The organism is Marivita sp., assembly GCF_020055635.1.
In the GTDB taxonomy this organism is placed as follows: domain Bacteria; phylum Pseudomonadota; class Alphaproteobacteria; order Rhodobacterales; family Rhodobacteraceae; genus Marivita.
In genome coordinates, this window is the sequence record NZ_JAIPUT010000091.1 from 1 (window position 1) to 10,852 (window position 10,852).

General features: G+C 63.9%; 12 protein-coding genes. 4 read left to right on the top strand and 8 right to left on the bottom strand.

The features are described 5' to 3' along the window. The 3 genes from ligA to LCF60_RS21995 all read right to left on the bottom strand — a co-directional run. A partial coding sequence (gene ligA / locus LCF60_RS21985) for an NAD-dependent DNA ligase LigA (RefSeq protein ID WP_292294684.1) occupies positions 1-1,014 on the bottom strand: 1,014 nt, incomplete at its 3' end. Positions 1,015-1,190: 176 nt separating this feature from the next. Next, a complete protein-coding gene (ctrA, locus tag LCF60_RS21990; RefSeq protein ID WP_292294685.1) occupies positions 1,191-1,901 on the bottom strand; it encodes a response regulator transcription factor CtrA in 711 nt (236 codons plus the stop codon). Between the two features lie 116 nt (positions 1,902-2,017). Next, the gene (locus tag LCF60_RS21995) at positions 2,018-2,290 is read right to left on the bottom strand and encodes a DUF1153 domain-containing protein (RefSeq protein ID WP_292294686.1); all 273 of its coding nucleotides are present in this window, start codon (positions 2,288-2,290) and stop codon (positions 2,018-2,020) included. A gap of 144 nt (positions 2,291-2,434) precedes the next feature. On the opposite strand from LCF60_RS21995, the gene mnmA reads away from it, so the two are divergent. Both mnmA and LCF60_RS22005 read left to right on the top strand, forming a co-directional pair. Beyond that, positions 2,435-3,574 carry a tRNA 2-thiouridine(34) synthase MnmA gene (gene mnmA / locus LCF60_RS22000; RefSeq protein ID WP_292294687.1) on the top strand — a complete coding sequence of 380 codons (1,140 nt, stop codon included), beginning with the start codon at positions 2,435-2,437 and terminating at the stop codon, positions 3,572-3,574. Between the two features lie 58 nt (positions 3,575-3,632). After that, positions 3,633-5,453: a glycosyltransferase gene (locus LCF60_RS22005; protein WP_292294688.1), complete on the top strand. Its 1,821-nt coding sequence runs from the start codon at positions 3,633-3,635 to the stop codon at positions 5,451-5,453. A 19-nt stretch (positions 5,454-5,472) separates the two neighbouring features. Here the strand turns inward: LCF60_RS22005 and LCF60_RS22010 are convergent, their stop codons facing one another. Genes LCF60_RS22010 through LCF60_RS22020 form a run of 3 tightly spaced genes read right to left on the bottom strand, consistent with a single transcriptional unit; the run spans position 5,473 to position 7,489 of the window. After that, positions 5,473-6,138: an alpha/beta fold hydrolase gene (locus LCF60_RS22010; protein WP_292294689.1), complete on the bottom strand. Its 666-nt coding sequence runs from the start codon at positions 6,136-6,138 to the stop codon at positions 5,473-5,475. Continuing rightward, positions 6,135-6,764: a DNA-3-methyladenine glycosylase 2 family protein gene (locus tag LCF60_RS22015; RefSeq protein ID WP_292294690.1), complete on the bottom strand. Its 630-nt coding sequence runs from the start codon at positions 6,762-6,764 to the stop codon at positions 6,135-6,137. The genes LCF60_RS22010 and LCF60_RS22015 overlap by 4 nt, the downstream gene beginning before the upstream one ends. After that, on the bottom strand, positions 6,749-7,489 hold the full coding sequence (locus LCF60_RS22020) for a precorrin-6A/cobalt-precorrin-6A reductase (protein ID WP_292294691.1): 741 nt from the start codon (positions 7,487-7,489) through the stop codon (positions 6,749-6,751). Before LCF60_RS22020 ends, LCF60_RS22015 begins: the two co-directional genes overlap by 16 nt. 89 nt (positions 7,490-7,578) lie before the next feature. Here LCF60_RS22020 and LCF60_RS22025 point away from each other — a divergent pair, with 89 nt between their 5' ends. Together LCF60_RS22025 and LCF60_RS22030 are read left to right on the top strand one after the other, a co-directional pair. Beyond that, positions 7,579-8,817 carry an MFS transporter gene (locus tag LCF60_RS22025; RefSeq protein WP_292294692.1) on the top strand — a complete coding sequence of 413 codons (1,239 nt, stop codon included), beginning with the start codon at positions 7,579-7,581 and terminating at the stop codon, positions 8,815-8,817. A 98-nt stretch (positions 8,818-8,915) separates the two neighbouring features. Then, a complete protein-coding gene (locus LCF60_RS22030; RefSeq protein ID WP_292294693.1) occupies positions 8,916-9,164 on the top strand; it encodes a hypothetical protein in 249 nt (82 codons plus the stop codon). Here LCF60_RS22030 and LCF60_RS22035 read toward each other — a convergent pair whose 3' ends face one another. Both LCF60_RS22035 and LCF60_RS22040 read right to left on the bottom strand, forming a co-directional pair. Further along, positions 9,165-9,941 carry a squalene/phytoene synthase family protein gene (locus LCF60_RS22035; RefSeq protein WP_292294694.1) on the bottom strand — a complete coding sequence of 259 codons (777 nt, stop codon included), beginning with the start codon at positions 9,939-9,941 and terminating at the stop codon, positions 9,165-9,167. Beyond that, a partial coding sequence (locus LCF60_RS22040; RefSeq protein ID WP_292294695.1) for an alpha-isopropylmalate synthase regulatory domain-containing protein occupies positions 9,938-10,852 on the bottom strand: 915 nt, incomplete at its 5' end. The genes LCF60_RS22035 and LCF60_RS22040, both read right to left, overlap by 4 nt.

Genomic DNA, 10,852 nt, shown 5'->3' on the forward strand with positions numbered 1-10,852 from the left:
GATGGAATCCAGCCGCGTCCAGGCCAGTTCGGCAGGGAATTTATGCGCGATGGCCCAGCGGGGGGTGGTCGAGCGGAACCCAAGGCGCGACTGGTAGGCAAGATCGTCAACCTTGTAGACCACGCCGTCGATGTCATAGCCGAGCGTTGCGCGTTGTTCTTCGATCTTGCGGTATTGCGCGATCATCTCGTCCGGGCCATCACAACGCTGGGTCAGAGGATTTGTCTGGAACCCCAACTTTTGCAGGCGCATGATGGCACCGGTTTGCGTGTCTCCCAGCGGTGCGCTGAGCGCGCCCCAGGAATAGGCGAAGAACCGCAGCGGACGGTCCTTGGTGATGCCCGCATCCAGTTGGCGCAGCGATCCGGCCGCCGCGTTGCGCGGGTTGGCGAAGGTTTTTGCACCCTTTGCGGCCTGCCGGGCATTGAGGTCGGCGAAATCCGCGTGGCTCATGTAGACCTCGCCGCGAATTTCGAGAATCTCCGGCGCGCCGTCCAGCGTTTCGGGAATGTCGTCGATGGTGCGGGCATTGGCGGTGACGTTTTCGCCCACCGCGCCGTCACCGCGGGTTGCGGCCTGCACCAGTTTGCCCTGCTCGTACCGGAGGGACAGGGACAGCCCGTCGATCTTGGGCTCCGCCGTATAGGCCAGCGGATCGGACTCTGACAGGCCGAGATAGCGCCGGATGCTCTGGTCGAAGCTGGTGATCTCCGTATCCTCGAACGCATTCGAGAGCGACATCATCCGCACCTCGTGGCGGACCTTGGCAAACCCCTCGGCCACCGCCGCCCCGACCTGGTCGCTCGGGCTGTCGGCACGTTTCAGGGCGGGAAACCGCGCCTCGATCTCGGCGTTGCGGCGCTTCAGGCGGTCGTATTCGGCGTCCGAAAGCTCTGGCGCGTCTTCGGTATGATAAGCCGTGTTCGCCTCGGCCAGGATGGTGGCGAGACGGTCCAGTTCGACGCGGGCCTCCGCCTCTGACAGATCCGCGACCGCGATCTCCTGCTCTGCCATGTGCCCCCCTTGGCCGCTTGTCCTGGACAGAGTGATAGGCCCGGGGTCGCCCAGCGTCCAGATTTGAAACGACAATAGCACGCAGATCCCGTACCGAGGCGGTCGGAAACATGCCAAGCCCCCCGCGCGCCAGGCGGATACACCGCCGCTTGCGCACGGGATCGAAAATCAGGGCATCACGCGCCGATGGCGATCTGACCGGGGTCCGCCACTTCGGGATCGCGCAGCACATAGCCACGCCCCCAGACGGTTTCGATATGGCTGCCATCGCCGGTCGCCTCGGCCAGTTTCTTGCGCAGCTTGCAGATGAACACGTCGATGATCTTGAGTTCGGGTTCGTCCATGCCGCCATAGAGATGGTTGAGAAACATTTCCTTGGTCAGCGTCGTGCCCTTGCGCAGGCTGAGAAGTTCGAGCATCTGGTATTCCTTGCCCGTCAGATGCACGGCGTTGCCATCCACCTGCACGGTCTTTGCGTCCAGATTCACCTCGACCTTGCCGGTTCGGATGATGGATTGCGAATGGCCCTTCGACCGCCGGATGATCGCATGGATCCGCGCGATCAGTTCATCGCGGTGAAACGGTTTGGTGAGGTAATCATCCGCCCCGAAGCCGAAACCCTTGATCTTGTCCTCGCTCGCGTCGTTGCCCGAAAGGATCAGGATCGGGGTTTCGATCCGGGCAAGGCGCAATTGCCGCAGAACGTCAAATCCGTTCATGTCGGGCAGGTTCAGATCAAGCAGGATCAGATCATAATCATACAGCTTGGCCAGATCGATGCCTTCTTCCCCCAGATCGGTGGAATAGACATTCAGATTGGCATTGCCCAACATCAGTTCGATGCTTTTTGAAGTCGTCGGGTCGTCTTCGACCAAGAGTACGCGCATCCAGTTTCTCCGCAATGTCAGCGTCCGGCAAAAGAACCCTGACGGAAAAAGGTTAACCCAACGTTAGCATCGAATTTCTTCAAGATACATCCTATGATTGCATCTTGCCCATGAATTCAACGATACCGTTGCACGGTGGTCGCCTTGAGCGCATCGCGGCCATGTTGCAACGCGGCGTCGATCCAGGCATCCAGCTCCTCTTCGCTGAGTTCATAGCGCTGAATCGCCTCGTTCCGCGAAATCAGGTGATGCACCACCGCCTCGACGACGACGGCCTTGCGCGAGGCCACCCAGCGGTAGGTGTTCGGCGGCGGCAGGTCGGCGCGGGACAGGACCGTGCCATTGGCAAGCGTCACTGTCCGGGGTCCATTGGTTTTCTTCAGGTACATTCGGCGGCCCTTTCACAGCCCTGGATCGTGCATCGGGGCATATTGTGGCGACCAGACTTAATGCAGGATGAAGCCAAGGGTTGAGAGTGCGTTGGATTTGCCTATATTTCGCGAGATCATCCCGACCGCACCGGAGACACCCCGATGGCCCTCGACGCGCCAAAGCTCAATTCGCTTGGATTCACCAAGCCCCCGTCCGAGACCCGCGTCGTCGTGGCGATGTCCGGAGGCGTGGACAGTTCGGTTGTCGCGGCGCAACTGGCCGAGGAAGGCTATGATGTCGTCGGCGTGACGCTTCAGCTTTACGACCACGGTGCGGCGCTGGCCAAGAAAGGCGCGTGTTGTGCGGGCATCGACATCCATGATGCGCGGCGCGTGGCCGAAGACATGGGCTTTCCGCACTACGTGCTGGATTACGAGAACATCTTCAAGGATGCCGTTATCGACGAATTCGCCGACAGCTATCTTGCCGGAGCGACCCCTGTGCCCTGCATCCGCTGCAACGAGCGGGTGAAGTTCAAGGACCTGCTGGAAACTGCCCGGGATCTGGATGCCGATTGCATGGCGACCGGCCATTACATCCAGCGCAAGATGGGCGCACATGGCCCGGAACTGCACAGCGCCGAGGACGCCAACCGCGACCAGAGTTATTTCCTGTTCTCGACCACGCCGGAACAGCTTGATTACCTGCGCTTTCCGCTGGGGCACCTGCCCTCCAAGGACGCGACCCGCGAACTGGCGGCGCGCTATGGCCTGCAGGTTGCGGACAAGCCCGACAGCCAGGACATCTGTTTCGTGCCCAACGGCAACTATGCCAGCGTGATCGAGAAACTGCGCCCGGGAGCAGCGGAGCCGGGCGAGATCGTGCATGCCGATGGCCGCGTGCTGGGCACCCATGACGGCGTGATCCATTACACCATCGGGCAGCGGCGCGGCCTTGGCATCGGCGGGCTGAGCGATCCGCTTTACGTGGTCAGGCTGGACGTCGACGCCAAGCAGGTGATCGTCGGCCCGAAAGAGATGCTGTCCACACGGGTCATCCCGGTGCGCGAGATCAACTGGCTGGGCGACACCGCCTTCACCAGCCAGTCCGAATGGCATGTCGCGGTCAAGGTCCGGTCGACCCGCCCCCCGCGCGAGGCGATTATCCGCCCCCTGTCAGCGACCGAGGCCGAGGTCGAATTGCTGACCCCCGAGGAAGGTGTGTCCCCCGGACAGGCCTGCGTGTTCTACGCAACCGACAGCAGCCGCATCCTGGGTGGCGGCTGGATCTGGCGCGGCTGAGGGCCGCGTCGCCCGCAAAACCGTTGCGCGAGGATCAAGGCTGCGGCACGGTTGCGGCATGACATCCGACGCGCGCACCAGCCTGACCGACGCGACTGCCACGCGGGTCGTGTGCATTCTTCCCCGGCTTGCGGACAAGATCGGCGGCGGAAAGGTCAACGCCATCTTCCGGCGCATGAACCTGCTGGCCGACCGCGCGAAGACGGGTGTGACGCTGTTGAATGTCACCCATAGCTGCAACCAGAACATCGCTTTTGCCGAACTGGTGGCCAACGGCATCCTTGACCCCCGGATCGAACACCGGTCGCTGTTCGAGTTCTGTCATCCACCGGATTTCTCTCAGACCACCGCCCCGAAGTTGCCCGACTGGGATCGGCAAAAGTGCAAACAGGCGAAATCCCAAGAAATCGTCTATTTCAATGGCAAGACGCCGGTGATGCGCGATCAGCTGAAAGCGACGACTGCGGGACAGGTGACGGTCCGGACGATCAAGACAGCGCACCGCAGGTCGCGGCTGAAATATCTTGATGGGCGGCTGATCGAGCAGCGGGACGAGATTTCGGAGGACGAGACCCATTTCATCCCGTTTGCCAATGGCGCCGCCTGTTGCCGGGTCAGGTATCGAAACAAGATATTTGCGGCGGTCACGGATTTCCGCCTTGGACAGACCTTCCGCAACGAAGCGATCTACCACCGGGCCCTTGTCGAGAGGTTGTTCCCGCAGGACTGCGTCGTTTTCATCGACGGGATCACGACGGCTTACCTTTCGCCTGCCATACACGCACCGAAAGCGCTGTTTCTGCATGCCGATCACCGGAGGACGAACGGGTCGGTGCTGAAACGGTCTCGCAGTCGCATCGACGCGTTCGATGGCGACGTCATCGTCACGGCAACCAACGTCCAAAAGCGGCGGCTTGAAGCGGACACGCGCCATAGCGCCCCGATCCGGGTGATCCCGCATTACACGACGGTCACACCGAAGCCGACCGATCCCCGCGCGCATGTCTGCACCGTGTCGCGGCTTGACCTGACCGGCAAGCCGATCCACCACTGCATCGAAGCGTTCACGCGGATCATGCACCTGATCCCGGACTGCGATTACCGCATCTACGGCAGCGGGCGGGGACAGGCGCGATTGCAGCAGTTGATCGACCACCACGCCTGCGGCGACAGGGTGCGGCTGATGGGGCCGACGGACGATCCGGGCCAGGTCTTCAGCCAAGCGCTGTTTTCGCTGGCACCGACCCTGAGCGAAGGCTTCGGCCTGACCTTGCTGGAATCGCTGACCTGCGGCTGTCCGGTGATCAGCTATGACGTTGATTACGGGCCGCGCGAACTGGTCCTGCCGCGCCGGAATGGCGAACTGGTCGCACCGGGGGACATCGACGCGCTGGCCCAGGCCATCCTCAAGCTGCACAGGCATCACGAGCATTACGCGGCCTCCTGCAAAGCCACCGCCGAAGCCTATTCCCTTGACGCCTACAAAGCCCGCTACCACGCCCTGATCGACGATCTTGCCGGGCGCGATTACCGTTTCGACATCAGCGCGCCCGACCTGTGTGCCGAAACCCAGCGTGCGCTGGAAACCGCGCCGATGCGATACCGCGAGCGACTGCTGGATCTTCTCGTTCAGCTGAGCGAGCAGCGCCGTGACCTTGGTGCGATGTACGAGGCCTTCCGAGGCAAGCAGGCGCTCTTGCCGAACGATCCCCGTCCGGTGATCCGCTGCGTCTGGCTCAGCCGGCGGCTTGGCCGGTTGCAGGATTGCCACGCCCACCTGACGCATCTGGAGCGGCGGTTTCCCGACGACCACGCGGCGCTTGTGGCGCGCCATCCGGCGTTCCTCGAATTGGCGGACGCCGCCGAGATCGCCCGATAGCTGCGCCGATCGGACCCGGTCAGAGGTTGCACTTGTCCCGCATGAAGGCGAGCGCCACCGACAGGCCATCCGGCGCGATCCCGTGCGCGGTGCCCTTCATGATATGCGCGAACACGTCTTCCCAGCCGGCGTTCTGCAACGCCTCGGCGGCTTCGGGCAGCGATTGCGGCGGGACCACGTCGTCCTGATCGCCATGCACAAGCAGGATCGGAAAGCGGCTCTCCACCTCGTCGGCCAGAAGTTCCGGGGCCAGCAACCGGCCCGAGAAGGCCACCATCCCGGCAATCGGGTCTTCGCGGCGCGGCGCCACATGCAGGCCCATCATCGAGCCCTGGCTGAAGCCGAACAGCACCACCTGTTCCGGCAGCAGGTCTTCGTCCACCATCAACGCATCAAGAAAGGCGTTCAGGTCGTTGACCGCGCTCGCCATGCCCGACATCGATTCCTCTTCCGACGACCCGTCGATCCACGGGATCGGGAACCACTGAAACCCGAACGGCGCCCCGGCGCAGGCTTCCGGTGCGTCAGGCGCCACGAAAAGCGTGTCGGGAAGGTGCTCGCCCAACGGATCGGCCAGCCCCAGAAGGTCGGCCCCGTTGGCCCCGTAGCCATGCAGGAACACGACGGCAGAGCGGAGCTCTCCGGACAGAGGTTCCTTGCGGCCTGCGTTCAACACCCGTGTCATGCGATCCCCTCTCGGTCCTTTGCCACATGGTAGTAGGCCCAGAGCGCCCGCGCCGCAACCGATCTCCACGGGCTCCAGGCCTCGGCCATCTGGCGCAGCGGCTTTTCCCTGGGCCGGTCGGGCAGATCGAACAGCATGCGGGCGCTTTCCTGCAAGGCCAGATCGCCCGGCGCAAACACATCCGCGCGGCCAAGCGAGAACATGGCGTAGATTTCCGCCGTCCAGACGCCGATGCCGGTGACGGCGGTCAGCGTCTTGATGACTTCGTCATTGGGTGCCGCGCGCAACGCATCATAGTCGATCCCCGCTTCGGCCAGCGCACAGGCATAGCGCGCCTTCTGTCGGCTCAGGCCCAACTCGCGCAACCCGTCCTGATCGAGGCGCAGCACGGCCTCTGGCGTCACCGCACCTGCGGTTTCCAGCTTGGCCCAGATCGCGCGGGCCGATGCGACGCTGACCTGCTGGCTGACAATCGCGCTGAGCAATTGGGCAAACCCGTCAGGCCTGCGCCGCAGGGGCAAAGGCCCGATCTGCTCCAGCGCATGGGCAAACCGTGGCTCGGCCTTGACCAGCCAGTCCGCACCTTCGGCCACGCAATCCTCGGTTTCGATCAGGCGTCCAACCACACCCGTTCCCCTATCCAGTTCAACGCGGCCTCGACCGAGGCAACCACCGGCCCGGACATGATGCGCGGCCGCGCCACCATGTAGACCGGCAGGCCCAGTGCCCGTGCCGCTGCGATCTTGGGCCAGCCCCCCGGCCCTCCTGCATTCCGGGTCAGCACCGCGTCGATCCGGAACCTGCGCATTTGCCTGATTTCCTGCGCAACGGTAAAGGGCGCGATGTCGTGCAGAAACGTGCCGTACCGCATCGGAAACGGCTCGGAATGCCGGGTCAACTGGCGCACGAAGAGATGCGCATGACGCAGCGCGCGCAAGTCGGGCAGCGCCTGTCGCCCCAATGTGACCAACACGCGGGACCCGGCGGGAAGGGCCGAAGCCGCGTCGCGCGCCGATCGCAGGATGATCCAGCGATCCCGCCGCGTCGGGCGCCATTGCGGGCGAGTCAGGGTCACGCAGGGCAGATCGGCCTGTGCCGCAAGGCGCGCCCCCAGGGCCAATGTATCCACGTCACAGGGATGCGGCGCGACCACCAGGGCCTGCGCGGTCTGCATCGCCTCCGACAGGCCCGCCGGACCCGACGCCCCCTGCCCTGAAAGCCGATCCTTCGCAGGCAGCCACAGCCGCGCCCGATCCCCCAGATGATCCGCAAGGACGCGGGCCTCTGCCGATCCGCCGAGGATCGTGACACGCGGCTGGCCCGCCGAATTTGAGCCGTCAAAATCCCGCATCCGCAACCGCTCAGGAATCCCCGAGCCAAACCGCCAAGGATGCGCGGGGACACTTGCAGGAACTTGAATTTGGACCTAGGGCTGCTGTCATGACCACACTTGACCATGCCACACCCGACGACGCCACAGAAAATCGACGCGCCAAGCGCAACGTCTTCGTGCTTGTGCTTGCCCAGGCGATTCTGGGGGCACAGATGCCGATGCTGTTCACCGTCGGGGGACTGGCCGGTCAATCGCTGGCGTCCAACATCTGTTTCGCCACCCTGCCGATTTCCCTGATCGTGCTGGGGTCGATGACAACGGCGACGCCGATCTCGGCCTTCATGCAGAAATTCGGCCGCCGCGCCGGTTTTGCCGTGGGAGCGATGGGTGGTGCTCTGGGAGGCGCCATCGGGGCCTACGGTCTTTACATCGCGTCTTTCCCGGTCTTCCTGCTGGGCAGTTTCCTGACCGGTATCTACATGTCGGCGCAGGGCTTTTACCGCTTCGCCGCCGCCGACACCGCGACCGACACGTTTCGCCCCAAGGCGATTTCCTATGTCATGGCGGGAGGTCTGGCCGCCGCCGTGATCGGCCCGCAACTGGTGAAGGCCACGGCCGATTGGTATGTCGTGCCGTTCCTTGGCACCTATTTCGCCGTCATCGTGCTGAACGTGATCGGATCGGCTTTGTTCCTGTTCCTCGACATTCCCAAACCCAAGGCCCCTCACGCAGACGATCCCAAGGGGCGCACGCGGCTGGAGCTGCTCAAGACCCCGCGCATCGCCGTTGCGATCATCTGTGCGATGGTGACCTACGCGCTGATGAATCTCGTCATGACCTCGACACCCTTGGCCGTGGTCGGCTGCGGCTACACCGCCGGGAACGCCGCGGACATCGTGTCGGCGCATGTGCTGGCGATGTTCGCGCCGTCCTTCTTTACCGGCCACCTGATCGTGCGTTTCGGCGTCGAAAAGATTGTCGCCACCGGGTTGGTGATCCTTGCCGCTGCCGGGGCTGTCGCCCTGCAAGGCGTTGATATCGCGAACTTCTACATCGCGTTGATCCTCTTGGGCTTTGGCTGGAACTTCGGCTTCATCGGGGCCACCGCGATGCTGACCGCCGCCCACGAGCCGCACGAGCGCGGCCGGGTCCAGGGCATGAACGACGTGCTGGTCTTTGGTGGCGTGACATTGGCCTCGCTGGCCTCGGGCGGGTTGCTGAACTGTTCGGGCGGCACCCCTGTCGAGGGCTGGAGCGCGGTGAACATGGCCATGGCGCCGTTCCTGATGCTGGCGGGCGGCGCGCTGATCTGGCTGATGTTCCAGCCCAACGACCGGACTGCCTGATCGTTAAAATCCGCTCCAGTTTGCGGGACCGACCGTAAGGCGCTGTTCATGCTTTGGCCTCATTAGGTCAGACAACGTCCAACAGCACGGTGTCTGCCATGGTTCGATCTCTCTCTTTGCTGCTCACGCTCCTCACCGCTGGCGGGTGCCAGCACTACGACAAGGCGGCACATTTCGCGGCAGGCGCCGCCGTGTCGCATGTCGTGACACAGGAAACCGGCAACCCGGCGGCGGGCTGTCTGGCCGCGATCGGAGTCGGGGTTCTCAAGGAATTGGTGGATGATGTGGGCGACCCGGCGGATGTCGTTGCCACCGGGTTGGGATGCAGCGTTTCGTTGGCGTTCTGACTACCAGCGCCCGGTTGCCGCCTGCCACATCAGGCGCGTTTTCCGTGCCGCCTCGGACAGGCCCAATGTTCCGTCCGCCACGCGGCGCGGGTCGGATTTCGCCTGTTTCAGGATCGGTCCGGCCTGCCATGCCGCCAGCGTGACGGGGCGCGCTTTTGGCGGGATCGTCGCCCGCGCGCGGCGGGATTTCACCAGACGGTCAAGCCCTTCGGACGCCAGGTCGCGTACCGCCTCGGGCCGACCGTCGACAAGCGGGCGTCGGCCCAGCCGTTCCAGTTCCGGCACAGCCCGCAGGAATTGCGCAAGCCCCATGGCATAGCCCAGATCGGTCAGCGCCTCTGGCATCTCGTTGCTCAGGGAATGCGAGGCAGCCAGAAGCAGGGAGGCCGATGTGTCTTCGATATATCTTGATAATGCCGCCTGATCTTCAAACGGATCGCGATAAACGTCCCAGAGCCGCGCCTGAACAGCCCGCTGCAATTGCCGTGCAGCCGTTTCATCCAGCACATGCGCGAGGGACGTCACAACCTCGTGCCGCCGGACCAGACCACCGCTGGCGATCTCGTCCAAGGCGTCTGTCCACCATTGCAGCCGCATCTCGGCGATGATGGCTTCCTGCGTCACCCAAGGCGCGCGCGACACCTCGATGTTGAAGGCGTAGATCGGGAACAGCACCTTGCGCGTCTCGACCGGCGCCGCCATCGTCGCGGCGAAGCGGTCGGGGTCGCCCCGTTCGACCAGCTGCGCACAGGCGGTGAGGTCGGCGCCGAAACTCATGCCGACGCGGCGTCCCGCACCAGTTTCCAGCGCACCGCGTCCAAAAGCGCCTCGAAACTGGCGTCGATGATGTTGGCGCTCACGCCGACGGTGGACCAGCGCCGCCCCTGCCCGTCCTCGCTGTCGATGATGACACGAGTCACGGCCTCCGTGCCGCCTTGGGTGATGCGCACCTTGAAATCGACCAGCCGCAGATCGTCGATCATCGCCTGGTACGGGCCCAGATCCTTGGCCAGCGCCTTGGACAGCGCGTTCACCGGGCCGCGGTCATTGCCCAGCTCGTCCATGGACTCGCTGACCGACAGCTTCTTTTCGTCCCCGACCTTGACCACAACCACCGCCTCGGAATGCGAGATCATCTTGTTGTACTTGTTCTTGCGCCGCTCGACGGTCACGCGGTAGCGTTTGACTTCGAAGAACTCGGGCAGCTGGCCCAGTTCGTCGCGCGCCAGAAGCTCGAAACTCGCCTGCGCGGTGTCGTAGGAATAGCCTTCGGATTCGCGCGCCTTGATCCGGTCAAGGATGCGCGCCAGCGCCGGGTCCTTGTCTTTGATGGTGATCCCTGCCTCGGCCAGACGGCGGCGCAGGTTCGACTGGCCTGCCTGATTCGACATCGGGATCACCCGGCGGTTGCCGACCAGGCCGGGCTCGATATGTTCGTAGGTCGTCGGGTCCTTGAGGATCGCGCTGGCATGCAGCCCGGCCTTGTGGGCAAAGGCCGAGGAGCCCACATAGGCCGCCTGTTTCAGCGGCACGCGGTTGAGGATTTCGTCCAGCATCCGGCTGATCTGCGTCATGCCCTCCAGTGCCTCAAGCGTGACGCCGGTTTCATAGGTGCTGGCGTAAGGTTCCTTGAGCAGCAGCGTCGGGATCAGCGCCGTCAGGTTGGCGTTGCCGCAGCGTTCGCCAAG

What these genes read in the sequence shown, in the direction of transcription:
- ctrA (WP_292294685.1), bottom strand. Translation starts at nt 1,901, where the DNA reads ATGCGCGTACTCTTGGTCGAAGACGACCCGACGACTTCAAAAAGCATC.
- LCF60_RS21995 (WP_292294686.1), bottom strand. Translation starts at nt 2,290, where the DNA reads ATGTACCTGAAGAAAACCAATGGACCCCGGACAGTGACGCTTGCCAAT.
- mnmA (WP_292294687.1), top strand. Translation starts at nt 2,435, where the DNA reads ATGGCCCTCGACGCGCCAAAGCTCAATTCGCTTGGATTCACCAAGCCC.
- LCF60_RS22005 (WP_292294688.1), top strand. Translation starts at nt 3,633, where the DNA reads ATGACATCCGACGCGCGCACCAGCCTGACCGACGCGACTGCCACGCGG.
- LCF60_RS22010 (WP_292294689.1), bottom strand. Translation starts at nt 6,138, where the DNA reads ATGACACGGGTGTTGAACGCAGGCCGCAAGGAACCTCTGTCCGGAGAG.
- LCF60_RS22020 (WP_292294691.1), bottom strand. Translation starts at nt 7,489, where the DNA reads ATGCGGGATTTTGACGGCTCAAATTCGGCGGGCCAGCCGCGTGTCACG.
- LCF60_RS22025 (WP_292294692.1), top strand. Translation starts at nt 7,579, where the DNA reads ATGACCACACTTGACCATGCCACACCCGACGACGCCACAGAAAATCGA.
- LCF60_RS22030 (WP_292294693.1), top strand. Translation starts at nt 8,916, where the DNA reads ATGGTTCGATCTCTCTCTTTGCTGCTCACGCTCCTCACCGCTGGCGGG.
- LCF60_RS22035 (WP_292294694.1), bottom strand. Translation starts at nt 9,941, where the DNA reads ATGAGTTTCGGCGCCGACCTCACCGCCTGTGCGCAGCTGGTCGAACGG.